The sequence below is a fragment of the Defluviimonas aquaemixtae genome, from assembly GCF_900302475.1.
Taxonomy (GTDB): domain Bacteria; phylum Pseudomonadota; class Alphaproteobacteria; order Rhodobacterales; family Rhodobacteraceae; genus Albidovulum; species Albidovulum aquaemixtae.
Genome location: NZ_OMOQ01000001.1, coordinates 133,450 through 158,232 on the forward strand (window position 1 = coordinate 133,450; position 24,783 = coordinate 158,232).

23 protein-coding genes are annotated in these 24,783 nt (G+C 66.2%); 14 read left to right on the plus strand and 9 right to left on the minus strand.

Going from position 1 to position 24,783, the window contains the following annotated elements:
• Positions 1-95: 95 nt before the first annotated feature.
• Together nth and DEA8626_RS00815 are read left to right on the plus strand one after the other, a co-directional pair.
• Positions 96-740 carry an endonuclease III gene (nth, locus tag DEA8626_RS00810; protein WP_108851182.1) on the plus strand — a complete coding sequence of 215 codons (645 nt, stop codon included), beginning with the start codon at positions 96-98 and terminating at the stop codon, positions 738-740.
• Complete coding sequence (locus DEA8626_RS00815) at positions 737-1,729, plus strand: adenosine kinase (protein ID WP_245890664.1); 993 nt, start codon at positions 737-739, stop codon at positions 1,727-1,729. The genes nth and DEA8626_RS00815 overlap by 4 nt, the downstream gene beginning before the upstream one ends.
• Positions 1,730-1,783: 54 nt before the next feature.
• Here DEA8626_RS00815 and DEA8626_RS00820 read toward each other — a convergent pair whose 3' ends face one another.
• Positions 1,784-2,194, minus strand: coding sequence for a DUF3052 family protein (locus DEA8626_RS00820; RefSeq protein WP_108851183.1), 411 nt, complete (start codon positions 2,192-2,194; stop codon positions 1,784-1,786).
• 1 nt (position 2,195) lies between these two features.
• Positions 2,196-3,014, minus strand: a complete 819-nt coding sequence (locus tag DEA8626_RS00825; RefSeq protein WP_108851184.1) for a sulfotransferase family protein — start codon at positions 3,012-3,014, stop codon at positions 2,196-2,198.
• A gap of 142 nt (positions 3,015-3,156) precedes the next feature.
• Here DEA8626_RS00825 and DEA8626_RS00830 point away from each other — a divergent pair, with 142 nt between their 5' ends.
• Positions 3,157-4,734: a DUF5928 domain-containing protein gene (locus DEA8626_RS00830; RefSeq protein WP_108851185.1), complete on the plus strand. Its 1,578-nt coding sequence runs from the start codon at positions 3,157-3,159 to the stop codon at positions 4,732-4,734.
• A 9-nt stretch (positions 4,735-4,743) separates the two neighbouring features.
• Entirely contained in the window at positions 4,744-5,127 is a 384-nt protein-coding gene (locus tag DEA8626_RS00835; RefSeq protein WP_108851186.1) for a histidine triad nucleotide-binding protein, read from the plus strand.
• Positions 5,128-5,146: 19 nt separating this feature from the next.
• Here the strand turns inward: DEA8626_RS00835 and DEA8626_RS00840 are convergent, their stop codons facing one another.
• On the minus strand, positions 5,147-6,139 hold the full coding sequence (locus tag DEA8626_RS00840; RefSeq protein ID WP_108851187.1) for a mechanosensitive ion channel family protein: 993 nt from the start codon (positions 6,137-6,139) through the stop codon (positions 5,147-5,149).
• A gap of 225 nt (positions 6,140-6,364) precedes the next feature.
• On the opposite strand from DEA8626_RS00840, the gene DEA8626_RS00845 reads away from it, so the two are divergent.
• Together DEA8626_RS00845 and polA are read left to right on the plus strand one after the other, a co-directional pair.
• The gene (locus tag DEA8626_RS00845) at positions 6,365-6,550 is read left to right on the plus strand and encodes a zinc-finger domain-containing protein (RefSeq protein ID WP_108853255.1); all 186 of its coding nucleotides are present in this window, start codon (positions 6,365-6,367) and stop codon (positions 6,548-6,550) included.
• Between the two features lie 147 nt (positions 6,551-6,697).
• Complete coding sequence (gene polA / locus DEA8626_RS00850; RefSeq protein ID WP_108851188.1) at positions 6,698-9,511, plus strand: DNA polymerase I; 2,814 nt, start codon at positions 6,698-6,700, stop codon at positions 9,509-9,511.
• A gap of 249 nt (positions 9,512-9,760) precedes the next feature.
• Here polA and DEA8626_RS00855 read toward each other — a convergent pair whose 3' ends face one another.
• From DEA8626_RS00855 to DEA8626_RS00870, 4 genes are all read right to left on the minus strand, one after another.
• Positions 9,761-10,246: a c-type cytochrome gene (locus tag DEA8626_RS00855; protein WP_245890666.1), complete on the minus strand. Its 486-nt coding sequence runs from the start codon at positions 10,244-10,246 to the stop codon at positions 9,761-9,763.
• Positions 10,247-10,268: 22 nt separating this feature from the next.
• Complete coding sequence (soxC, locus tag DEA8626_RS00860; protein ID WP_245890668.1) at positions 10,269-11,504, minus strand: sulfite dehydrogenase; 1,236 nt, start codon at positions 11,502-11,504, stop codon at positions 10,269-10,271.
• Between the two features lie 272 nt (positions 11,505-11,776).
• Positions 11,777-12,469 carry a helix-turn-helix transcriptional regulator gene (locus DEA8626_RS00865; protein ID WP_108851191.1) on the minus strand — a complete coding sequence of 231 codons (693 nt, stop codon included), beginning with the start codon at positions 12,467-12,469 and terminating at the stop codon, positions 11,777-11,779.
• A complete protein-coding gene (locus DEA8626_RS00870; protein WP_108851192.1) occupies positions 12,469-12,837 on the minus strand; it encodes a VOC family protein in 369 nt (122 codons plus the stop codon). The genes DEA8626_RS00865 and DEA8626_RS00870 overlap by 1 nt, the downstream gene beginning before the upstream one ends.
• 173 nt (positions 12,838-13,010) lie before the next feature.
• Here DEA8626_RS00870 and DEA8626_RS00875 point away from each other — a divergent pair, with 173 nt between their 5' ends.
• The 4 genes from DEA8626_RS00875 to DEA8626_RS00890 all read left to right on the plus strand — a co-directional run bounded on the left by DEA8626_RS00875 (position 13,011) and on the right by DEA8626_RS00890 (position 16,510).
• On the plus strand, positions 13,011-13,829 hold the full coding sequence (locus DEA8626_RS00875; protein ID WP_108851193.1) for a crotonase/enoyl-CoA hydratase family protein: 819 nt from the start codon (positions 13,011-13,013) through the stop codon (positions 13,827-13,829).
• 70 nt (positions 13,830-13,899) lie between these two features.
• Entirely contained in the window at positions 13,900-14,829 is a 930-nt protein-coding gene (locus DEA8626_RS00880; RefSeq protein ID WP_108851194.1) for a cation diffusion facilitator family transporter, read from the plus strand.
• A 104-nt stretch (positions 14,830-14,933) separates the two neighbouring features.
• Complete coding sequence (locus DEA8626_RS00885; protein WP_108851195.1) at positions 14,934-15,515, plus strand: methylenetetrahydrofolate reductase C-terminal domain-containing protein; 582 nt, start codon at positions 14,934-14,936, stop codon at positions 15,513-15,515.
• Positions 15,512-16,510 (plus strand): methylenetetrahydrofolate reductase, encoded by a 999-nt coding sequence (locus tag DEA8626_RS00890; RefSeq protein ID WP_108851196.1) that lies wholly within the window; start codon positions 15,512-15,514, stop codon positions 16,508-16,510. The genes DEA8626_RS00885 and DEA8626_RS00890 overlap by 4 nt, the downstream gene beginning before the upstream one ends.
• Positions 16,511-16,589: 79 nt before the next feature.
• On the opposite strand, the gene DEA8626_RS00895 is transcribed toward DEA8626_RS00890, so the two are convergent.
• Positions 16,590-17,339: a hydroxypyruvate isomerase family protein gene (locus DEA8626_RS00895; RefSeq protein ID WP_108851197.1), complete on the minus strand. Its 750-nt coding sequence runs from the start codon at positions 17,337-17,339 to the stop codon at positions 16,590-16,592.
• Positions 17,340-17,939, minus strand: a complete 600-nt coding sequence (locus DEA8626_RS00900; protein WP_108851198.1) for a DUF1285 domain-containing protein — start codon at positions 17,937-17,939, stop codon at positions 17,340-17,342. It abuts the gene before it with no gap.
• Positions 17,940-18,000: 61 nt separating this feature from the next.
• On the opposite strand from DEA8626_RS00900, the gene DEA8626_RS00905 reads away from it, so the two are divergent.
• The 4 genes from DEA8626_RS00905 to DEA8626_RS00920 are packed head-to-tail and all read left to right on the plus strand — an operon-like array spanning position 18,001 to position 24,756.
• Complete coding sequence (locus tag DEA8626_RS00905; protein ID WP_108851199.1) at positions 18,001-19,005, plus strand: AAA family ATPase; 1,005 nt, start codon at positions 18,001-18,003, stop codon at positions 19,003-19,005.
• A complete protein-coding gene (locus tag DEA8626_RS00910; protein WP_108851200.1) occupies positions 19,002-19,898 on the plus strand; it encodes a DUF58 domain-containing protein in 897 nt (298 codons plus the stop codon). The genes DEA8626_RS00905 and DEA8626_RS00910 overlap by 4 nt, the downstream gene beginning before the upstream one ends.
• Positions 19,898-22,675 carry a DUF4159 domain-containing protein gene (locus DEA8626_RS00915; RefSeq protein ID WP_108851201.1) on the plus strand — a complete coding sequence of 926 codons (2,778 nt, stop codon included), beginning with the start codon at positions 19,898-19,900 and terminating at the stop codon, positions 22,673-22,675. The genes DEA8626_RS00910 and DEA8626_RS00915 overlap by 1 nt, the downstream gene beginning before the upstream one ends.
• Positions 22,672-24,756: a hypothetical protein gene (locus DEA8626_RS00920; protein WP_108851202.1), complete on the plus strand. Its 2,085-nt coding sequence runs from the start codon at positions 22,672-22,674 to the stop codon at positions 24,754-24,756. Before DEA8626_RS00915 ends, DEA8626_RS00920 begins: the two co-directional genes overlap by 4 nt.
• The last annotated feature ends 27 nt before the right edge of the window (positions 24,757-24,783 follow it).

Consider the following 24,783-nt stretch of genomic DNA (forward strand, 5'->3'; position numbering starts at 1 on the left):
GAATGCTTGGTTAATGTTGGCGCGCCGGTTGTGTCGAATTTTCCCTAAAGCGTGGGCGCTTGCGCGTGCGTGCACGGCGGGGCATACCGGCGGGCATGGCGCGCCAACTCGACTATCACACGATGTGGCAGATCTTCGCCCGGTTCCGCGAGTCCGAGCCGGAGCCGAAGGGTGAGCTCGAACATCTCAACGCTTTCACCCTGCTCGTCGCCGTCGCGCTGTCGGCGCAGGCCACCGATGCCGGCGTCAACAAGGCGACGCGGACGCTCTTCAAGATTGCCGACACGCCGGAAAAGATGCTGGCGCTCGGCGAGGAAGGTCTGACGGACTACATCAAGACCATCGGGCTTTTCCGGCAGAAGGCGAAGAACGTCCTGAAGCTCAGCCGCATCCTGCACGAGCAGTACGGCGGCAAGGTACCGTCGTCGCGCGCCGCGCTGGTGACGCTGCCGGGTGTGGGGCGCAAGACGGCCAATGTCGTCCTGAACATGTGGTTCCGTCATCCCGCCCAAGCTGTCGACACGCATATATTCCGGGTCGGGAACCGGACCGGCATCGCCGCCGGCAAGACCGTCGAGGTCGTCGAGCGCGCGATCGAGGACAACGTGCCCGTCGAGTTCCAGCTGCACGCCCATCACTGGCTGATCCTGCACGGCCGCTACATCTGCGTGGCGCGCAAGCCGAAATGCGGCGCGTGCCTCATCCGTGACCTGTGCCCCTACGAGGAGAAGACGTTTTGACCGACCGCTATCAGGTGGTGGGCATCGGCAACGCGATTGTCGACGTGCTGAGCCAGACCGACGAGAGCTTCCTCGATCTCATGGGGATTCAGAAGGGGATCATGCAGCTCGTCGAGCGTGAGCGGGGCGAGATGCTCTATGCCGCGATGAAGGACAGGACGCAGGCGCCCGGCGGATCGGTCGGCAACACGGTTGCCGGACTCGGGAACCTCGGTCTGAAGTCGGCCTTCATCGGACGGGTCCGGGACGACGCCTTGGGGCGCTTCTTCCAGAAGTCGCTGACGGCTGAGGGTACGGACTTCCCGAACCCGCCGGTGAATGGGGACGATCTTCCGACCTCGCGGTCGATGATCTTCGTCACGCCCGACGGCGAGCGGTCGATGAATACCTATCTCGGCATCTCGGCCGATCTGGGGCCCGAGGACGTGTCCGACGGCATTGCGGGTAAGACCGACTATCTCTTTCTCGAAGGCTATCTCTTCGACAAGGACAAGGGAAAGGAGGCGTTCCACAAGGCCGCTGCGGCTTGCCACAAGGGCGGCGGCAAGGCGGGTGTCGCGCTGTCCGACCCGTTCTGCGTGGACCGCCACCGCGACGATTTCCGCCGTCTGGTGAAGGACGAGATGGACTATGTCATCGGCAATCAGCACGAGTGGGAGGCGCTTTACCAGACCGAGGACCTAAACGAGGCGCTGGCACAGGCGCGGTCCGAATGTCCGACAGTCGTCTGCACCCGGTCGGGCGCTGATGTCATCATTCTGCGGGGCGGCGAGCGCGCCGACGTGCCGGTGCATCGTGTCGTGCCTGTCGATGCGACCGGCGCGGGCGACCAGTTCGCGGCGGGCTTCCTCTACGGGCTTGCCACCGGGCAGACGCTCGCGACAGCGGGCCGGATGGGCTGCGTCGCGGCGGCCGAGGTCATCAGCCATTTCGGTGCGCGGCCCGATACCGACGTCAAGGCGCTGTTCCGCGCGCACGGCCTGATCTGACCGCCATCCGGCTTGGGCGACACTTGCAGGGCCCCTGGCAGACGCTGCGGCGGGTCAGCGCAGTTCCTTGCGGATCACGAGCTTCAGGCCCGACCAGACCTCGTCGACCGCGCAGACCTTCACGTCGACGAGGCCGAGGGGCAAGGCGATGTCGCGCACCGTGTCCTCGGTGATCTCGGACGGGAGGCCGGACGCCTTCTTGGGCCAGCTGACCCAGACCATGCCCGCCGGCGCGAGGGTGCGCCGCGCCTCAGCGAGACGCCGGTCGAGTTCGGCATGGCGGGGCGTGAAGAGATGAACGAAATCTAGCTCCTCGGGCAGGGCGGTCTCTGCCGCGATCACGGCCGGGACCTCGTCGAGGCCGAGTGTCTTGGCATAGGGCCAAGGTGGGTTGAGTACCGCCGTGCGCATCCCCTGCTTCAGCCCGAGCTTCTTAGCAAGCGGTGTGCCGGAATAGCCGGCCATTCTACTCTCCGAGCTTGGCGTGAACCTCGTCGAGATCGATCTCGCCCAGGGGCATCTTGTTGGCCGGATTCTCGAAATCGTAGTGGAAGAGCTGGAAGTCGCGCTTGTAGATCTCGTAGACGAGGTGCATCGAGAGATCGTCGAAATAGTCCTCGACCGGATGGGCGCGCTTCGGCCCGTGGCCTTCGCTTTCGTTGAAGCGCGGGATCTTCTTCAGATTCACCTTCTTCGGCGTCTCAATCGCGTCGAGGACGACCTGAATGCCTTCGTTGAACTTCTCGGTGAAGAAGATGTGGTCGTAGCGCCCGCCGTTCACGATGAAGGTCGAGATGTGGCCGGACATCGCGGACCAGTGGATGTCGGGCTCCATCGGACGGCGCCAGCGGATCGTGTCGCGGGCGAAAAGGAGGAACCGGCGGAAGGATTTGATCTGGTCGAATTCGAAGCCGTTCTCGGGGTCGCCGACCTCGATCCCGTATTTCTGGATCAACAGCGGAACGAGGTTTCCGCGGTAGCGTTTGCCGTTCCGCTGGATGCCGCAGATCTTGTCGAAGAACGAGGACAGGATCCGCGTGTAGGGATTGCGCACGCAGGTGAAGGAATAGCTCTTGTGGCCCTTCACGTTCGCCTCGATCAGCGGTTGGCTGCGCTCTTGCGACCATTTGTGCAGGCCCTCGGTCGCGTCGTGGATGTCACCGTCGAAGAAGCGGCCGTGATCGGAATAGAACATGACCTGCCCGATCGTCGAACACGCGCATTTCGGCACGACGCGGTAGACCACGCTTTGGCTTTCGGTCATCCAGGTTCCGGGGAAACCCATCTGCTCAACTCCACAGGTACGCTACTTGCTGCACTTCACACATGATTTCGGAACAACAGTGCAAGGAAATCCCGTCATTTCAACGGCCGTTATCGCTATTTCTCTAAACAATCCACTAAATGTTGTGTAGTTGGTTTGTGCCATGGCGAAGATTGCCTTCATATTGCTGTGCCACAAGGACCCGGAGGGGATCATCCGCCAGGCGGAGCGCCTGACGGCAGCGGGCGATTGCATGGCGATCCATTTCGACGCCCGCGCCAGGCCCAAGGACTATCAGCGCATCCGGGCAGCCCTCGACGCCAACCCCAACGTCGCGTTCGCCCGCCGGCGCGTCAAGTGCGGCTGGGGAGAGTGGAGTCTGGTTCAGGCCACGCTGAACGCGGTCGAACGGGTGCTGGAGGCCTTTCCCGACGCAACGCATTTCTACATGCTTTCGGGCGACTGCATGGCGGTGAAGTCGGCCGAGTACGCGCACGGTTTCCTCGATGCCCAGGATTGCGACTTTGTCGAGAGCTTCGATTTCTTCGACTCGGACTGGATCAAGACCGGTATGAAGGAAGAACGACTGATCTACCGCCATCCCTTCAACGAACGCAGCCAGAAGCGGCTCTTCTACGGCTGGTTCAACCTTCAGAAACGGCTGGGCTGGACGCGGGACATTCCCGCCGACCTCCAAATGATGATCGGATCGCAGTGGTGGTGCCTGAGACGCCGTACGATCGAGGCGATCATGGAATTCTCGCGCGAGCGGCGCGACGTGATGCGTTTCTTCCGCACGACCTGGATTCCGGACGAGACCTTCTTTCAGACACTCGTGCGGCATCTCGTGCCCGAACCCGAGATCCGGTCGCGGACGCTGACGTTCCTGATGTTCTCCGACTACGGGATGCCGGTCACGTTCTATAACGACCACTACGACCTGCTTCTGAGCCAGGATTTCCTCTTCGCCCGCAAGATCAGCCCCGAGGCCCGGCGGCTCAAGGCGCGGCTCGGCGATCTTTACGCCTCCAAGGGCGTCCGGTTCGAGATTTCGAACGAGGGGCGCGGGCTATACAAGTTCCTGACCGGCAAGGGCCGCCAAGGACGCCGCTTCGCGCCCCGGTTCTGGGAAACGGAGGCGAGCCTCGGGCGCGAGCGCGAGCTGCTGATCGTGGTCTGCAAGAAATGGCACGTGGCCAAGCGGCTGGCAGAGCACGCGCGGCGGGCGACCAACGTGCCGGTTGTCGAATACCTCTTCGACGAGGAGGCGACGGAGCTGCCGGACTTGGGCGGTATTCAGTCCACGCTCGAGAAGCGTGCGCGCCACCGGCGGGCGCTCATGCGGATGCTGTTCGACTACCACAAGACTGACCGACTCTTGATCTGCATGGACCCGGCGAATGTCGACCTGATGCGCGATTTCTGCTCGGACCGGGCGACGACGCGATTGTTGCTGGTCGAGTGTACATATTCGGACGACTATCTCACTGGCCATGCGAAACGCGTGGGACTGGCCGGTGAGCAGACCGGCGCTGAGACACTGGCGCGCCTTCTGCCGACCATCCGCTACGACCTTCGCCACGAGGGAGACATGATCCGGGATGCGAATTTCGCCAACCTCCACCGCATAAGAGAGTGGGCCACGCCGTCCGAAAACACCGTGCCTCTGGCGGCGTTTCTGTCTATTCCAGAACCTGCGGCCGAAGAGATCGCCGCGGCCGAGCACCTTTACGCCGACTGAGGGAGACCCATGCCCTACGCCTATGACGACGAGAACGTCTTCGCCCGCATCCTGAGAGGCGAGATCCCGAACAAGACGGTGCTGGAGACCGAGCATACGCTGGCTTTCCACGACATAGGTCCGCAGGCACCGGTCCATGTGCTCGTGATCCCGAAGGGCAAGTACGTGAACTTCGACCATTTCGCCGCCGAGGCGACACCGGGGGAGATCACCGATTTCACCCGCGTGGCTGGTGAGGTTTGCCGGATGCTGGGCGTGCAGCCGGGCGCGGGCGGCGCGGGTTACCGTACCATCTCGAATGCCGGGACCCACGGCGTGCAGGAAGTTCCACACTACCACATGCACATTCTGGGCGGACGCGTTCTGGGGCGGATGCTACAGCGCACGGGTTGAGGCGGCCAGATCGCTCAACCTACGTCTCGGAGGCGCGCTCCGAGGATTTACCGGCTTTCCGCAATTCCGCCAGCGCATCCGCTATTCTGTGCGGCTTCGGGTTGTTGCCGTCCGGACGCTTCGGCCAGCCGTCGCGCCGTCTCGCGCGGTCGCCGTCCGTCTCCTCGGTCTGGTCGTGGAAGAGCATGACCTGCGTCGGATACGGCATGTCGATGCCGGCTGCGTCGAGCGCCTTGTAGCTCGCCTCGATGACGCGCGAGAAGGCCTGGACGACGGACGCGCGGTCCGGATCGGTCCACCAGCGCAGGCGAACGTTGTTGCCGCTTTCGGCGATGGCCCAGGGCAGTGCCTCGGGCGCGGGTTCGCTCAGCACGCCCTCGCAACCTTTCGTGGCTTTGACCATGAGCCGGCAGGCCTCGTCCCAATCGTCATTGCAGCCGATCTGGATGTCATATTCCGACCGGCGCTGATCGAATGCCGTATTGACGACGACCGCATCGGTATAGATGTCGGCGTTCGGGATGACGACGCGGCGGCCATCATAGGTCTTGATCAACGTTGCGCGGGTCTCGATCCGCTCCACAGTTCCTTCATGCCCGCCCGAGACGATCTGATCTCCGACCTCGAACGGCTGGCGAAGCAGGATGAGGATTCCGGCGAGCATGTTCTGCAGAATGTCCTTGAACGCAAAGCCGATCGCGACCGAACTGATGCCGAGACCGGCGAAGAGATCCGCTGGCGTCACCGATGGCGCGATGATGGTCACGGCGAGCATGACGCCAAGAATGACGATCATCCAGCGCGCGAGCGATGCGGCCACGTCTCCGAGATTTTCGCGGCCGCGCCGGCTCGCCATCCGCCGGACGAGAGCAGAGGCTCCGATGGCGAGGAACCAGAAGATCAACAGCAGCACGAAGGCGACCGCGATATTCGGCAGCAACCGGAAAAAGCCGTCTACCCAGCTGTCGATCTTTTCGAGAACGTTGCCGGTATCGGCCGTGATCTGGTCCATTCCATTTCCCGCCTGGCCGCTGACGAAACGCGGTCGAGCGGGAATGGTTCCCCCGGCAATCCGGTGAAGCCGGCGCGCGCGCCGTAACCTTCAGCCACTCGCGCCGCGGCGTCCGGGGTTCGATCGCGCGCGGATGCGCCGGGCGTCTTGTCCGCAGGCCACGGATCGGTATCATGCGAGCAACCCGGCGGTGTGCCGGAATACCTGCCGATGGAGCCAGTGAACATGCCGATCCCCGCCCCCGAGACCGAGGTCGTCTCCGCCTGGAAAGTGGCCTGCGATGGTGGCGAGGGCGCGCTGGGCCATCCCCGCGTGTGGCTGACGATCCCGCGCGATGCAGGCTTCGTTGAATGCGGCTACTGCGATAAGAAGTACGTGATCGACCTTGAGCACGCACGCGACGATCACTGAGGTGGCCACGCCGATCCCTCGCGTAGGGCGAGTATGACCTGACCTTACGATTGGTCGCGGAATCCGTCCGTTCCCGCCGGTCAGGCTGGAAGGCCATGTCGGATCGTGACAATACTCGTCCCAACGAATGAACAGGGGAGCGCGATCATGAGCTTCGGCAAAGGTTGCCATCTGCATCTGATCGATGGCTCAGCCTACATCTTCCGCGCCTACCATGCGCTGCCGCCGCTCACGCGGAAATCAGACGGTCTGCCGATTGGGGCGGTGGCCGGGTTCTGCAACATGCTCTGGTCTCAGCTTGCGAACAACAAGGGCAAGGACGGGCCGACCCATATCGCCTGCGTATTCGACTACTCGTCCAAGACATTCCGCGACGACATCTACGACAAGTACAAGGCCAACCGGCCCGAGTTGCCCGAGGACCTGCGCCCGCAGTTCCCGCTGACGCGCGAGGCGACGAAGGCGTTCAGCGTCGCCTGCCTGGAGATGGAGAATTACGAAGCCGACGACATCATCGCGACGCTCGCCCGGCAGGCGCGCGAGGCGGGCGGAGACGTCACCATTATCTCGTCGGACAAGGACCTGATGCAGCTCGTGGGTGGCGGGGTCGAGATGTTCGACGCGATGAAGAACAAGCGTATCGGCATCGACGAAGTCGAGGAAAAGTTCGGCGTGAAGCCCGACCGCGTGATCGATGTGCAGGCCCTTGCCGGCGACAGCGTTGACAATGTGCCGGGCGCGCCCGGGATAGGCGTCAAGACGGCGGCGCTGCTGATCAACGAATTCGGCGATCTGGAAACGTTGCTCGAACGCGCCGAAGAGATCAAGCAGCCGAAGAGGCGACAGGCGCTGATCGACAATGCCGAGCTGATCCGGGTATCGAAGCGGCTCGTGACGCTTGACGACCACACGCCGGTCGAATGGTCGCTCGACGAACTGGAGGTGAAGGAGCCCGAGGCGGAATCTCTGATGGAGTTTCTTGCCCGGATGGAGTTCCGCACGCTGACGAAGCGGGTAGCCGATGCGCTGAAAGTCGAGCCGCCCGTGACCCCCGACGCGCCGGCGGTGCCAGTCTCGCATGAGAAGGACGAGGCGCCGGTGGAGGTGGATGTGCCGCCCTTCGATCACGGCAAGTATGAGTGCATCCGGGCCGCCGAAGCTCTTGGTCGCTGGATCGATCTGATCCGCGAGCGCGGGTACGTCGCCGTCGACACCGAGACCACGAGCCTTGACGAGATGCTCGCCGAACTGGTCGGTATCTCGCTATCCGTGATCCCGGGCGAGGCGTGTTACATCCCGCTCGGTCACAGGCGGGGTGACGGAGACCTCTTCGGCGCGAGCGAGCCCGCCGAGGGGCAGATGGCGCTCGATGAGGCGCTGGCGCTGCTGAAGCCCGTTCTCGAGGACGACGCGATCCTGAAGATCGGTCAGAACATGAAGTACGACTGGAAGATATTCGCCCGCCACGGTGTCCGCATCGCGCCCATCGACGACACGATGCTGATGTCCTACGCTATGTATTCGGGCCTCCACAATCACGGGATGGACGGGCTATCGGACCGCTATCTCGGCCACCGGCCGATCGAGATCAAATCGCTTCTCGGCACTGGCAAGTCACAGATCACATTCGATCGCGTTCCGATCGACGAGGCGGTGAAGTACGCGGCTGAGGATGCGGACATCACGCTAAGGCTCTGGCAGGCCTTCAAGCCGAACCTGCACCGGGCGCAGGTGACGACCGTCTACGAAACGCTGGAACGGCCGATGGTCGAGGTACTGGCGGGGATGGAGATGACGGGCATCCTCGTCGACGCGCAGACGCTCAGCCGCATGTCGAATGCCTTCGCGCAGAAGATGGCGGGGCTGGAGGCGGAAATTCAGGAGCTTGCGGGCGCGCCTTTCAACGTCGGCAGCCCGAAGCAGCTGGGCGAGATCCTGTTCGAAAAGATGGGAATTCAGGGCGGGCAGAAGGGCAAGACCGGGGCTTATGCCACCGGCGCGGACGTTCTGGAAGACCTCGCGGCCGAAGGGCATGACCTGCCGGCGCGGGTGCTGGACTGGCGGCTGTTGTCGAAGCTGAAGTCGACCTACACGGACGCGCTTCAGAACCATGTCCATCCCGAGACGGGGCGCGTGCACACCTCCTATTCCATCGCCGGGGCGGCGACGGGCAGGCTCGCCTCGACCGATCCGAATCTGCAGAACATACCCGTGCGCAGCGAGGAAGGCCGTCGAATCCGGGAAGCCTTCGTTGCCGGGCCGGGAATGCGGCTTGTCAGCCTCGACTACAGCCAGATCGAGCTTCGCATCCTGGCGCACGTCGCCGACATCCCCGAGCTGAAAGAGGCGTTCCGCGAGGGCATCGACATTCACGCACTGACCGCGTCGGAGATGTTCAACGTGCCGGTCGAGGGCATGGACCCGATGGTGCGGCGACAGGCGAAGGCGATCAATTTCGGCGTGATCTACGGCATCTCGGGCTTTGGTCTCGCGCGCAATCTGCGCATCCCGCGGGCCGAGGCGCAGGGCTTCATCGACCGCTATTTCGAGCGCTTCCCGGGGATCAAGGACTACATGGACACGACGGTGGCTTTCGCGAAGGAGAACGGCTTCGTCCGGACGCTCTTTGGCCGCAAGATCCACACGCCCGAGATCAATGCGAAGGGTCCCCATGCCGGTTTCGCCCGCCGCGCGGCGATCAACGCGCCAATCCAGGGTGCGGCGGCGGATGTGATCCGGCGGGCGATGATCCGGATGCCGGCGGCGACCCGCGGCCTGCCCGCGAAGATGCTGCTGCAGGTCCATGACGAGCTTCTCTTCGAGGTTGAGGAGGGGGCGGTGGACAAGCTGATCGCAACGGCGCGCGAGGTCATGGAGGGTGCGGCGCATCCTGCGGTGCATCTTAACGTACCGCTCGTGGTCGATGCCGGGCAGGGGGCGAATTGGGCCGAGGCGCATTGAGCGGCGTCTCGGGGCGATGCGAGACCGGCACCCTGATTTTGCAATGAAGAACTGGTCTGCCGTGCGTACGCCAAGCGTCGGCAATACGTATGGCAAGCGGGCTGCAGGCGGGAGCGGTGTCCGTATGGCGGGACAATGCCGACGTTCGGGACAGGTCGATATCCAAGGCAAACTCTCATTCACTTCTGGCGTGTTCTGCCAGTCAAACGCCCGCGCATTGGCGAGGCCAGTGTTCGATGCGCGGTTAGCTCACCATGGCTCTGCACCCTGCTTGGCCCAGACATCGGTGAAGTTGTCGCGGTTCGGCATTTCCACGGCGGGCAGAGTCTCGGCGTTCATCGCATCGCCATCCCCGATCAGACCGTTGCGAGAAAGGATGAACGCGGCAAGCGCATAGGACTCGTCATCGGACAGCGATTTGGGCGCGTCGATGGGCATGGCGCGGCGAATGTAGTCGAAAAGCGTCGTCGCGTAGGGCCAATGTCGTCCTGCCGGCTTCGCCCAGACATCATTGGGGCCGACCGGCGGCATGACCGGCCCTTCGATGCCGGTTTCGCCATGACAGGCGGCGCACTTCTCCGCGTAGACCGCCGCGCCTTCCGACGCGGTTCCGCCGCCCGCCGGAAGACCCCGGCCATCGGGCATCACATAGCGCGCGTAGCTTGGAATTTCGTCTTCTGAGAGCGGCTGTCCAAGATCCGGGCCTTGAGCGGCGGCTCCGTTGGCAGCGATCATGACTGCCGCGGCAGGGAGAAACTTAGGCATAGACATTTTGCACCATCCCTTCCGACGTGATCTGCCACGCTTGAATGGCGTTGTTGTGCAGGAAATTCGAGGGATCGTAGCGTGCCTTCCACTCGGATCGGGTGGGCTGCACGGCGCCAGTCGAATCTTCTGCCCGGCTCATCAGAAGGGTCGGCGCTCCCTCCCACCGCCACGGCAACCGGAACCGCGTCAACGCCCTCGACAAGACCGGTTCGACAAGCTCGGCTTCCGCCCAGCTTTGACCGCCGTCGGCAGAGATCTCGACCCTGCGGATGGGACCGGACCCCGACCAGGCCAGACCGGATATCTCATAGTAGCCTTGACCGCTCATGGTCATTGTCGCGGAAGGATGTGTGATGATGGACTTCACGCCCATGCCGAAGGTGAACTTGACCGCGGAACCATCGGCGAGAAGTTCGGTATACTCGCCGGACTCGTCCTTCGTATGCGCCGGCGCGTCCGTCACCCAGAGGCTTGTCAGCCACTTGACGTTCATGTTGCCCTCGTACCCCGGCAACAACAAGCGCATCGGATATCCCTGTTCCGGCCTGACGCGTTCGCCGTTCTGATAGAGCGCGAGCATGGCGTCGTCCATAAGCTTCTCGATCGGGATCGAGCGGGCGAGGCTGGGTCCGTCATTGCCTACCGCAACCACCCAGAGCCCCTCCGGCTTCACGCCTGCTTCTTCCAGAAGGATGCTCATCGGAATGCCGGTCCATTCCGTGTTCGAAAGAAGCCCGTGCAGCACGTCGCACCCGGCCTGCATCGGCTCCGGCATGATGGCGTTGAACAAGCTGTTGCCCGAACATTCAAGGAAATGCGTGGCCGTGACCATGGGATATCGGCCGAGGGAGTCGAGATCGAACTTCAATGGCCGCTCGACGAGCCCATGTATCATCAACCTATGCTGCTCCGGATCGACATTGGGGCGGCCGCCGTGATGCACCTCGAAATGCAGGCCGCTGGGCGTGATCGTGCCGCGCAGCCGCTGGTGCGGTGTTCCAGAGAAACTGAAGCTCGGCGCGATGTCCTTGAAGGGCTCGATGATCGCGCGCTGGACGTGCGCTTCCTGTCCGGCAGGCATTCCGTAGCCGCGGGCACGTTCTCCGGCGACGGTCACCCAGTCGGGGATAACGGGCTCGGAATGCGCCATGCGTGGCGCCGCTATTCCGGCCACTGCGGCCCCACCTCCAATTGCGGCGCCGCGCAGAAGTGCGCGTCTGTTCAAGAGCCCTCCGCCGGCAATGTCCTCGAGGGCAGAAGTACGAACGGATGATCGTGTCATATGGTGATCCTCGCTGCTGCTTTGTGCCGCTGCTCGGTCGAACCTCAGGATGCGGTTTGGACCCGCATCGCGCTAAAGATAGCACAACGGCCCAATCTCTCTAAGGCCACGCCCAATGCGGAGACTGCGGATCGGTTGGTTCACCTGAGCAAGTTTTCGCGCCGGGCTCGAAGCCGCCATTAAGCCCACTGACCCAGCCCGTAGCCCGCGCCTCTTCACTCTGGCCGATCGCGGCAGATTTCCTGCTGGAAGAAGGCCGTGAGGCTCTTGTCGCGTTCGGGACGGAAGGGGCCGGCATCTTCGACCGCTTCGATGCGGTCGATGCGGAACATGCGGAAATCGGTCCTGAGCTCGCACCAGGCGATGAGGGTCCAGACCTTGCCCCAGAACCACAGGCCGAGCGGCCGGACCGTGCGGTGCGTGAGCGCGCCCTCGGCGTCCCGGTAGTCGAGCGTGAGGCGGCTGCGCGCGTCGGTTGCGGCGTCGAGGCGGTCGACCATGGCGCGGTCGGCGTCGGAAAGGGCGCCCGCGTCGTGGGCGTGGATCGCGACGCCGGCGGGGCGGTCCTTTAGGTCGGCGGGCAGCACCGCCTCGATCTTCGCCAGCGCCTCCTCGGCGGCGAGCGCCATCGCCGCGCCGCCGAAGCTGCGCACCATGCGGGCGCCGGCGACAAGCGCGGTTATCTCTTCGCGGCTGAACATCAGCGGCGGCAGGTCATAGCCCGACCGCATGAGGTAGCCGATCCCCGCCTCGCCGTCGATCGGCACGCCCGAACCGATGAGGTCGGCGATGTCGCGATAGACCGTGCGCTCGCTGACTTCGAGCCGGCCGGCGAGCTTGCGCGCGGTCAGAAGCCGACCGCCCCTCAGATACTGGACGATCTGGAAGAGGCGGTCGGCCCTGCGCATCAGGCGGCTTTAGGCTCGAACAGCCCGATCGAATTGCCGTCGGGGTCCTTGGCATAGACGAAACGGCCGGGCGGGATGGTGACGATGTCGCCGAGGATCGTGCCGCCTGCCTTGCGGCAGCGGATCGCCGCGTCTTCCAGACGATCGGGCACCGCGATATGCACGGTGGGGCCGTTTCCGGCGGCGGGCTTGCCGGGATAGAGATGGCCGCTCGTGGTCTCCATGTTGCTGCCGAGGGTCGCCATTGGATTGGGTCCGCTTTCGTCGATTGTCATCTGCCAGTCGAAAGTCGCGTTGTAGAACGCCACCGCCTTCTTCATATCGGAAACCGGGATTTCGCTCCAGACGACAACGGGTTGGGTCTGCATGGGATCGCTCCTTCATTCAAAGTTAGTTCTGGAGTTATCGCATGGGCCTCCTGACAGCATTCTGTCAGGAGGCTTGGGCCGTCGCGATTTCGTGACCCCGCGTCGCGCGTGCGACGCGGGCTTTCGCGTGTCCGCTCAACGGGCGATGATGCGCGCGACAGACGGAGGTGGCGATGAACGACGTGGTGCGCGTGGACGTGGGTGACGACGGAGTGGCGGAGGTCTGCCTGAACCGGCCCGATAAGAAGAACGCCTGGACGATGGAGATGTTCGAGGCGCTTGCCAAGGCGGCGGATCGGCTTCGCGCCGAGGCGGGACTGCGCGTCGTGATCCTGCGGGGCGAGGGTGGGTGCTTTTCCTCGGGCCTCGACCTGTCGGTCATGCAATCTTTCGCCCGGGATATCGATAGCCTGAGACGCAAGATCGCCACGCCGCCCGTGGGTGAGGCAGCGAACCGGTTCCAGAAGCCGGTCGTCGCGTGGCAGGCGCTGCCGGTGCCGGTGATCGCGGCGATCGAGGGCGTGGCCTTTGGCGCGGGCATGCAGCTTGCGCTCGCGGCGGATTTCCGCATCGCGTCGCCCGAGGCGCGGCTGTCAGTAATGGAGGCGAAATGGGGGCTGATCCCGGATATGGGGATCAGCCAGTCGCTGCCGCGGCTGATGCGCGCCGACCTCGCGAAAGAGCTGATCATGACGGCGCGGGTGATGGGAGCAGAGGAGGCGCAGACCCTCGGTCTCGTGACGCGAATCGCCACTGATCCCGTCGCGGCGGCACGTGGAATGGCGGCGGAGCTGTCGGCCCGGTCGCCGGATGCGCTCATCGCGGCCAAGCGGCTCGTCGAGGAGGGTTGGACGCTGCCGCCGGGCGAGGGACTGGCGCTGGAAGCGCGGCTGCAGGCGGGGATCATCGGAGGCGCGAACCAGATCGAGGCCGTCATGGCCGAGATGGCTGGCAGGACGCCGAAGTACGGGCCGCGCGGCGGTCGGGCGTAGCAACCAAGGCGTCGTCGAGGATTGACGCAGGCGATGCGCGCGCGCATGCCGGGAGCCAAGGAGACCGAACATGCCGCATGACCACGGCCACGGATCGCATCGCCACCACCATGTCGTCCCCGAGGCCGGCGACCGCAAGGTGGCCCTGGCCATTGCGGTGAACCTCTTGCTGACGGTCGCGCAGATCGTGGGCGGACTCATCTCGGGCTCGGTCGCTCTGATCGCGGATGCGGTTCACAATCTGTCCGACGCGGTGTCGCTGATCATCGCATTCGTCGCGCGTCGGATCGCGCGGCGGCCGGCAGATGGCGGCATGTCCTTCGGCTACGGCCGGGCAGAGCTTGTTGCGGCGCTGGTGAACTACACGACGCTTGTCGTGATCTCCGTCTGGCTCGGCTATGAGGGCACCGTGCGGCTTCTCGACCCCCCGGAAGTCGCGGGCGGAATTGTGATCGTGCTCGCCGCGCTCGCGCTTGCCATCGATCTCGTCACCGCGGCGCTGACATGGCGGCTTTCGAAGGAGAGCGCCAACATCCGCGCAGCGTTTCTGCACAACCTCGCCGACGCGGCGACATCGGTCGCGGTGATCATCGGCGGCGTTCTCATTTGGGTTTGGGACTGGCGGCTTGCCGACCCGCTGATCACGCTCGGCATTGCGGGCTGGATCCTGTGGCAGGCTCTGGTCGAGGCGGGTCCGGTAATCCGCATCCTGATGCTCGGCGCTCCGCCGGAGATGGAGGCAGACGAGCTGCGCCGCGCGATGGAGGGCGAGGCGGGCGTCGAGGAGGTGCATCACCTGCATCTGTGGCAGATGGACGAGAGGCGGACATCGGTCGAGGCGCATCTGGTACTGGCGGACGGCGCGGATTTCGCGGAGGTGGTGCACAGGGTGAAGCGTGTACTCACCGACCGGTTCGGAGTCAGTCATTCCACGCTGGAACCCGAATGCCGCACGGCGGGGTGTGCCGACGCGGCGCGCTCGGGCTCCACCGGCCGATAGGACGTCGCGACGGATCGCGGCGCGATTGCGCTTGCAATCGCGCTCCGCCGAAATGATCGTGGAGACACGGCGCCGCATCGGCGCGTCGCACGGAGTGCTTCGACATGTATCGTGCCCGTCTGTTCGCCATTCGCCACTCCCGAACCTTCGAATGGATCTATGCGCGCGTCGAGGGCGTGATGATCGCACTCGATCCGGTCTTCGCCAAGATCGGCTACAACCGGATGGAGCGGCCCGTGGCGCTGATCGAGCGGGGCGTGAAGACGGTGCTCTTCGACTGCAAGATGTGCGGGCAATGCGTATTGTCCTCGACCGGCATGTCCTGCCCGATGAACTGTCCGAAACAGCTGCGGAACGGACCGTGCGGAGGCGTCCGGCCCGGAGGTTACTGCGAGGTGAAGCCCGCGATGAGATGCGTCTGGGCGCTGGCGTGGGAAGGCTCGACCCGGATGAAAGGCGGTGCGAAGATTCGTGAGGTGCTGCCTCCAGTGGACCGAAGCTTGGAAGGGTCCTCCTCGTGGCTCAGGGTCAGCCGGGAGAAGGCGGCGAAGCTGCGCGAGTCGCGCGAGGCGGCCCGGACGGCGGTGGCGCAGGCATTCCCCGAGGCGCGGGCGATCGAACCCGCCGTCGCGCCGCTGGCCGAAGAGCCGGCGAGCGCGGTGAACCGGGGGGTGCTGAAGAAATGAGTGTGTCCGCCGACTATTCCGATCCGGTCCCGGTCTATGCGCCGCCGCCCGAGGGCCATGTTTCGCATTCGCGGCTGGAGCGTGTCCTGCGGGCCGGGCGGTTCGCGGTGACGGCGGAACTCAACCCGCCCGACAGCGCCGACCCGGCGGATGTGTTCGAGGCGGCGCAGCCCCTCGGAGAGGTCGCGGATGCGATCAATGCGACCGATGCCTCGGGAGCGAACTGCCACATGTCCTCGATTGGGATTAGCGCGCTTCTGACGCGCGCGGGCTATTCGACTGTCTACCAGATCTCCTGCCGCGACCGGAACCGGATCGCCATCCAGGGCGACGTCCTCGGCGCCGCCGCGATGGGAGTGGCGAATTGCCTCTGCCTGACCGGCGACGGCGTGGGTGTGGGCGACCAGCCGGGTGCAAAGCCGGTCTTCGACTTCGACTCACTGACGCTTCTGCGGACGATCCGCACGATGCGCGATCAGGGCATGTTCCTGTCGGGCCGGAAGATCACGCGGCCCCCGCAGATGTTCCTTGGCGCGGCCGAGAATCCCTGTATTCCGCCCTACGAGTGGCGGCCCGAACGGCTCGCCAAGAAGGTCGAGGCAGGGGCTGAGTTTATCCAGACGAACTACATCTACGATATCCCGCTTTTCGAGAAGTTCATGGTCCGGGTCCGGGATCTCGGGCTGGACAAGAATGTCTACATTCTGGCGGGCGTCGGACCGCTGGCCTCCGCCAAGGCGGCGCGGTGGATGCGCTCGAACGTTCCGGGAATCCATGTACCGGATGCTCTGATCGAGCGGATGGAGAAGGCCGAGAAGCCGGGCGCCGAGGGCAAGAAGATCTGCATCGAGCTTATCCAGCAGATCCGCGAGATCAAGGGTGTCGCGGGAGTGCATGTGATGGCCTACCGGCGCGAACACCAAGTGTCGGAGATCATCCTGGAATCGGGCGTTCTGGAAGGCCGCCAGCCGCGACGCAGATCCGAGCGGCGCTAGGGGGCGGCGCCCCCCCTGCCCCGGCGCGGGGCCGGAGCATTCACTCTCCCGGAGCATTTCCGAACATTGGAAGGGCAGGTCAGCGCATCCAGGACAGCCCGGCGTCGGTCGCGGCGGCGGGGGCGTATTCGGCGCTGACCCAGCCCTGGTATCCGTCCGCGTCGAGGCGGGAGAAGAAGGCCGCATAGTCGATCTCGCCACTCAGGGGCTCGTTCCGGCCGGGGAAGCCCGCGATCTGGACATGGGCGGAGCGGTGGCCGTGGACCGACCATGCGGCCATGACGTCGCCGGTGATCCGGTGGGCGTGGTAGCTGTCGAACTGGAGCGCGAGGTTATGGGCTGCCACGGCATCGAGCACGTGGGCGGCTGTGTCGTAATCGGCAAGGAAGTAGCCCGGCTTGTCGTAGCGATTGATCGGCTCGATTGTGAGGCTCTGCGTCGGGGCGCGTTCGGCGGCCCAACGGAGATTTCGAATGAAGGTCGCCTCGGCCTCCGGCCCCTCTGCAGCGCCGGCCATGACGTGGATGTGCAACGGCTTCAGCACCTGGGCGAAACGCAAGGTGCGGTCGAAGTCGCGGCGGAATCGGTCCTCAAGGCCGGGGATAGCGGCGAAGCCCTGTAGTCCGCCGGTGGCGTTCGGGGGCGGGCAATTCATCAGGGCGAAGGCGAGTGCGTTCCAGACGAGTTGGTCTCGCATGTCTTGGGCCGGGCAGTCATAGGGCGAAAGCACCTCGACCGCGTCGAAGCCTGCCTCTTTTGCGGCGCTGAACCGCTCCATGAAGGGAAGCTCGGTGAACAGACAGCTGAGATTGGCGCAGAACTTCGGCAATCAGGCCAGCTCCGCCGAGGGGATGATTGGGAAGAACTCGCCCGCCGACCAGAGGCCGAACCAGTTTTCCCCGTCGCGCTCCTCGTGCGTGCCAAGGTCGATCAGGCGGTAGAAGGTCTTGCGGTCGATGAGCGCCTCGAGATTGGCGCGGACGAGGATATAGGGCGACGGTTCGCCCGTCTCCGGGTCGCGGGCGACGCGGACCGGGTGATCGGGGCCGGCTGTCACCTCGTCCTCGACATTCGTGAGGAAGGTTATCTGTTGGCCGTCACCGGTTCCGGTCGCGTTCGCGTCCACCGCGACGAAGGGCGCGTCGATGACCCTGATGCCGACCTTCTCGACCGGGGTGACGAGGAAATAGTCGTCGCCGTCCTTGCGGATGATCGAGGAGAAGAGTTTGACGAGCCCATGCCGGCCGATTGGCGTTCCGAGATAGAACCAAGTGCCGTCGCGGCGGATCTCCATGTCGAGGTCGCCGCAAAACGGCGGATTCCACAGATGCACCGGCGGGGGCCCTTTCTTGCCTGCCGCCTTGGCGGCGGCTGCGAGGTTTTCCGCCGAGGGCTTCACGATCAATTGTTCGTTTTCCGATTTCGCCATTGGTGCCGGGTCGATTTTCTGCGTTTATGCTCCCAACTATACTAACCAAGGAGCACTTGTCATGGTCGAGCAGCGCGAACTTCTGGCCGAAATCGAAGCCCTGGGCGAAAAGATCGCCGAGGCGCGGCAGGCGGTCGGACGGCGCTTTATCGGCCAGGAGCGGGTCGTCGAACTGTCGCTCGCCGCGCTTTTGTGCGGCGGGCACGGGCTGCTCGTCGGCCTGCCTGGGATGGGCAAGACGATGCTCGTCGATACACTCGGCAAGGTGATGGGGCTTTCTTCGGGCAGGGTGCAGTTCACGCCGGACCTCATGCCGGCGGACATCCTCGGCTCCGAGGTTCTTGAGACCGCGAAGGACGGCACGCGGTCTTTCCGCTTCATCGAGGGGCCGGTCTTCTGCCAGCTTCTGATGGCCGACGAGATCAACCGCGCCTCGCCCCGGACCCAGTCGGCGCTTCTGCAGGCGATGCAGGAGCATGAGGTCACGATCGCGGGCCAGCACCGCGCGTTGCCGGCGCCGTTCCACGTGCTCGCCACGCAGAACCCGATCGAGCAGGAGGGGACCTACCCGCTGCCCGAGGCGCAGCTCGACCGGTTCCTCGTCCAGATCGATGTCGATTATCCCGATCGCGGGACTGAGCGCGACATACTCTTGGCGACGACCGGCGTCGAGACGGCGCAGTCGCCACGCATCTTCTCGGCCGAGGAATTGACCAGCGCGCAGACGACCGTTCGGCGGATGCCGGTCGGTGAGAAGATCGTCGAACTGATCCTTGATCTCGTGCGCGCCTGCCGACCGGGCGAGGCCGAAGCCGGACAGGCGGTGAGCGAAAGCGTAAGTTGGGGGCCGGGGCCGCGAGCGGCGCAGGCGCTGATGCTGACCGTTCGTGCGCGCGCGCTGCTCAACGGGCGGCTCGCGCCGTCGGCGGATGATGTGATGGCGTTGGCGCGCCCGGTCCTGTCGCACCGGATGGCACTATCCTTCGCCGCGCGGGCGCGGGGAGAAAGCCTCGCCGAGATCATCGACGGTGTCGCGCGCGAAGTGACGCGGGCCGAGGCCGCATGAGCGAGGTCGTTCCCCATTCCGCTCGACCCGCCGGTCTCCGCCGCGCCGCCGAGGGGCTGGCCTCGGCGCTACCGCCGCTTATGGCCGATGCGCTGCATCTGGCCTCGACGGTTCAGCTTGGCGAGCACGGGCGGCGACTTTCCGGCATGGGGGACGAGTTCTGGCAGTACCGGCCGGCGCATGCGGGAGACGAGGCGCGGCTGATCGACTGGCGACGGTCCGCGAGGGCTGACGCTCAGTTCGTGCGCGAGAAGGAATGGCAGGCGGCGCAGTCGATCCATCTCTGGGTCGACGATGCCCGGTCGATGGAATTCTCAGGCGATCGCAAACGGCAGTCCAAGGCGGACCGCGCCCGGCTGCTGGCACTGGCGCTCGGCGTGCTTCTCATTCGCGCGGGCGAGCGCGTGGGCCTTGCCGATCCGATCGCACCGCCGCGGTCGGGCGAGGTGCAGCTCTTGCGCTTGGCCCACGCGTTCACGCAGGAGGCGGGGGCCGCGGATTTCGGCGCGCCGGATGCCCGCGCGATCCTTGCCGGGTCCCGCGCAATCTTCATTTCCGATTTCATGGGCGATCCCGAGGAGGTCGAGCGCGCGCTCGGACTCGCGGCGGACAAGGGCGTGACTGGCGTGCTTCTGCAAATTCTCGATCCGGTGGAGGAGGCCTTTCCCTTCGATGGGAGGACGATCTTCGAGAGCATGGCCGGTACGCTGACCCATGAAACGCGGAAGGCTGGCGATTTGAGGACGCGCTACCAGGCGCGGCTGGCCGAGCGGAAGGCGCGGCTCGCCGATCTTGCGCGCAAGGCGGGCTGGCTCTTCTCGACGCATCATACCGGCGATCCGGCGCAGGCCGCGCTCCTGTGGCTCTACGCCGCGCTGAGGAAGGATCATTGATGCTGGTGCTGGGACCGATCGGTTTCACGGTGCCCTGGATTCTCTGGGGTCTCGTGGCTCTGCCGGTTCTCTGGCTTCTCCTGCGCGCGATCCCGCCCGCCCCCATCCGGCGGCGGTTTCCGGGCGTGGCGCTGCTTCTGGGCCTCATGGACGAGGAGCAGGAGGCCGACCGGACGCCGTGGTGGCTGCTGCTGATCCGCATGATCGCGGTGGCGCTGATCATCGCGGGCTTCGCCGGACCGGTCCTGAACCCGCAGGTCGAGGCGGAGGGCGACGGGCCGCTCCTGATCCTCGTCGACGGCAGCTGGGCCGACGCCCGCGACTGGCCGCGCCGGCAGGAGAGAATCGCGGCCGCCCTGTCCGAGGCGGGCCGAGCGGGCCGCCCCGTGGCACTGGTCTCGCTGACCGATCCGCCGCCCGACGGGCCGGTCTTCGCCGCCGCCGACGCCGTCGCCACGCGGCTGCCCTCGATCGTGCCGCGCCCGTGGGAGCCCGCGGCGGAGGCGATGGAGGCCTTTGCGGCGGCTTTGCCGGATGGCGGGTTCGACACGCTGTGGCTCTCGGACGGGTTGTCACGCGAAGGTCGCGCGGCGCTCGCCGAAACGCTGCTCGGGGAAGGCGCGGTCACGGCGGTCGAAAGCCCGCGCGACGTGCGCGCGCTGAGCGGGGCGGGGCTCTCGGAGGGTGGATTGGCCGTCACGGTGCTGCGCGCCCGAAGCGATGCGGCGGCGTTGGCCGACGTCGTCGCGCATGGCCTCGATCCGGCAGGGATCGAGCGCGAGCTTGCGCGCGCGCCACTGGATTTCGCATCGGGTGAGGCGGAGGCGGAGGCCAGCTTCGACCTGCCGCCGGAACTCAGGAATCGCGTCACCAGATTCGAGATCGCCGGCGAGGCGACGGCTGGCGCCGTCGCGCTGACCGACGACGCGTTCAAGCGCCGCAAGGTCGGCATCATCTCGGGCACCGCGGACCGCGAGGGGCTGGAGCTTCTCGCCCCGGACCATTACCTGCGCCAGGCGCTGGCGCCCACCGCCGACCTGATCGAGGGGACGGTCGGCGACGTGCTCTTGGCCAATCCCGACGTGATCATCCTGGCCGATGTGGCCCGCATCGCGGAAAGCGACGCACTGGTCGAGTGGATCGAGCAGGGCGGGCTTCTCGTGCGCTTCGCGGGGCCCCATCTCGCCGCGTCCGACATCGGCCGCGACACGCTCGACCCGCTGCTGCCGGTCCGGCTGCGGCTCGGCGGGCGCGCGGTCGGCGGCTCGATGAGCTGGGGCGAGCCGAAGGCGCTCGCGCCGTTTCCCGAGGGTTCGCCCTTTGCCGGGCTCGTGCCGCCCGAGGACGTGGCGGTCAGCGCCCAGATCCTCGCGCAGCCGGGACCCGAGCTTGCCCAGGCGACGATCGCGACGCTGGCCGACGGCACACCGCTCGTGACGCGCAGGGCGATCGGCGACGGCCAGGTCGTGCTGTTCCACGTCTCGGCAAACGCGGAATGGTCGAGCCTGCCCCTCTCGGGGCTCTTCGTGCAGATGCTCGAACGCCTGGCGGTGTCGAGCCGCGCCCAGCGGCCCGAGGCGGGCGACCTTGCGGGCACGACGTGGGTCGCCGAGCGCGTGCTCGATGCGTTCGGCGCGCTCGAGGCGGCCGAAGACCTGCCCGGCGTGCCCGGCGAGGCGCTGGCCGAGCCGGTGATCGGCCCGGACCTGCCGCCGGGGCTCTACGTCTCCGGATCGCGCCGGCTCGCGGTCAACACGGTTGCGCCCGACCGGGTTCTGGCCCCGGCCGAGTGGCCCGTCGGAGCCGCGGTCGAGGGTCTGGTCGTGGCGAGTGAGCTGCGCCTCAAGGGCGCCTTCCTCGGCGCGGCGCTTCTCTTGCTGCTGCTCGATCTTATCGCCGCGCTCGCCCTGTCGGGCCGGATGCCGACGGGCGGTCTGCGCCGGGGCACCGCGCTCGCGACCATGCTGGCGATGGGTTTCGCCGTGGGCATGCCGGGACCGTCGTTCGCGCAGGAGCCGGACGAAGCCGCCCTGATCCGGGCGGCAGGCAATGTCGTCCTCGCCCATGTCCTGACGGGCGATGCAGATGTCGACCGCGTCGCCGAGGCGGGGCTCTGGGGCCTGTCCGAGATCCTCTTTGCCCGCACCTCGGTCGAGCCGGTGGAGCCGCGCGGCGTCGATCTCGAGGCCGAGGACCTCGCGGTCTACACCTTCCTCTATTGGCCCGTCACCGCGACGCAGGCCGCGCCGTCGCCCGCCGCCTATGCCAAGCTCAACCGCTATCTGCGCACCGGCGGCATGATTCTCTTCGACACGCGCGATGCCGACGTCGCGGGCTACGGCGCCGCCTCGACCGAGGGGCGCCGGTTGCAGGCGCTTGCCGCGCCGCTCGACATTCCGCCCTTGGAGCCGATGCCGCCGGACCATGTGCTCACGCGCAGCTTCTACCTGCTGCAGGACTTTCCCGGGCGCTACGCCGGCCGGGCGATCTGGGTCGAGGCAGCCCCGCCGGGCGCGGAGCAAGCGGAGGGGATGCCGTTCCGCAACCTCAACGACGGCGTGACGCCCGTGGTGATCGGCGGCAATGATTGGGCAGGCGCATGGGCCATCGACGAGAACGGCAGCGCCCTTCTGCCTGTCGGACGTGGTCTGGGGGGTGAGCGCCAGCGCGAGATCGCCTACCGCTTCGGCGTGAACCTGATCATGCATGTGCTGACCGGAAACTACAAATCCGACCAGGTCCACGTGCCGACGCTGCTTGAAAGGCTCGGCCAATGACCGGCCAGATCGTCTTCGATCCGCTCCTCTCTTGGCCGCTGATCTGGGCGGGTGCGGCGATTGCGGCGGTCATGATCGCCTTCGCCGCCTGGCGGGGCCTGTCGGGCTGGTGGCTGCGCGCGCTCGCCGCCCTGGCGATCCTCGGCGCGATCGCCCAGCCCTCGCTCCAGCGCGAGGAGCGGCGCGCGCTGAGCGACATCGTGATCCTCGTCGTCGACGAAAGCGCGAGCCAGGGGATCGCCGGACGTCCCGATCAGACCGCTGACGCCGTGGCGCGCGTCGAGGCGGAGGTCGCGGCGCTGCCGGCGACCGAACTGCGCACGGTCACGGTCGGCGACGGGGAGGAGGACGCGGGCACGCTCGCCATGACGGCGCTCGCCCAGGCGCTGGCGGAAGAGCCACGCGCGCGGGTCGCGGGCGCGATCCTCGTGAGCGACGGACAGGTGCACGATCTGGAGCTGACGCCCGACCTGCCGGCGCCGCTGAACCTGCTGCTCACGGGCCGCGCGGCCGACTGGGACCGCCGCCTTCTGGTCCGCACCGCGCCCGCCTTCGGCATTATCGGCGAGCCGCTCGAGCTCACGCTCAACGTCGAGGAGCAGGGCGCGCTGCCCGCGCGCGAGGCCGGACGGCCGGTCACGCTGTCGATCGCCGTAGACGGCGGCCCGGCGGAGACGCACACGGTCCCGGTCGGGCGCGATCTCGACATCTCGCTGGTGCTCGATCACGGCGGGCAGAACGTGGTCCAGCTGATGCTGGAGACCGCGGAGGGCGAGCTGACCGACCGCAACAACGTCGCGGTCCTGCAGATCAACGGCGTGCGCGACCGGCTGCGGGTGCTTCTGGTGTCCGGCGAGCCCTATGCGGGCGAGCGCACCTGGCGCAATCTCTTGAAGTCGGACAGCGCCGTGGATCTCGTGCATTTCACGATCCTGCGCCCGCCCGACAAACAGGACGGCGTGCCGGTTTCGGAACTGTCTCTGATCGCGTTCCCGACCCGGGAACTCTTCGTCGAGAAGATCGAGGAATTCGACCTGATCGTGTTCGACCGCTACAGGCTGAGGGGCATTCTCCCCGCGGCCTATCTCGAGAACATCCGCAACTATGTCGAGGGCGGGGGCGCGGTTCTCGTCTCGGCGGGGCCGGATTTCGCGTCGGTCGAAAGCCTCTACCACTCGCCCTTGGGTGACATCCTTCCCGCCCGGCCCACCGCGCGCATCGTCGACGGCGGCTTCCAGCCGCTCGTCTCGGAACTTGGCCAGCGCCATCCGGTGACCGAGGGGCTGGAAACCTTCGCCCCGGAAGGCGGCGTCGCGGGCAGGATCGGCGCGCCGGAATGGGGCCGCTGGATGCGCTTCGTGGAACTGACCGATCCCGATGGCGAGGTCGTCATGGAGGCGCCGGGCAACCAGCCGCTCGTGGTGCTGAAGCGCGTGGGCGAGGGGCGCGTCGCGCTCGTGGGTTCCGACCAGGCGTGGCTCTGGAGCCGCGGCTTCGAGGGCGGCGGGCCGCAGCTCGAGCTTCTCAGACGCCTGGCGCACTGGCTGATGAAGGAGCCAGAACTGGAGGAGGAGGCGCTGACCGCGGTCGCCAACGGCGGCGAGCTGACGATCACCCGTCGCTCGCTCTCGGAAGGCGCGCGCGAGGTGACGGTGACCGCGCCGGACGGCACGGAGAGCGTCGTGCAGCTGACCGAGGCGGCGCCGGGGCGCTACGAGGCGCGGATCGCGGCGCCCGATATCGGGCTTTACCGGATGACCGACGGCGAGCTCGACCGCGTGATGGCTCTCGGCCCCGCCGCGCCGCGCGAATTCGAGAACGCCATCGCCTCGAGCGACGCTGTCGGCGCGGTCGCCGAGCCGACCGGCGGCGGCGCGCTGCGCCTCGAAGACGGCTTGCCGGACATTCGCGCGGTGCGCGAAGGGCGCCCCGCCATCGGGCGCGGATGGATCGGGATCACGCCACGCAACGCCTACAAGACGCTCGACATCCGCATCGTGCCGCTGATGCCGGCCTGGCTTTTCGTGCTTCTTGCCACCGCTCTGGTTCTTACGGCCTGGTTGCGAGAGGGCCGGCGCTGACTGACATGTGAAGCTGCACACATGCTC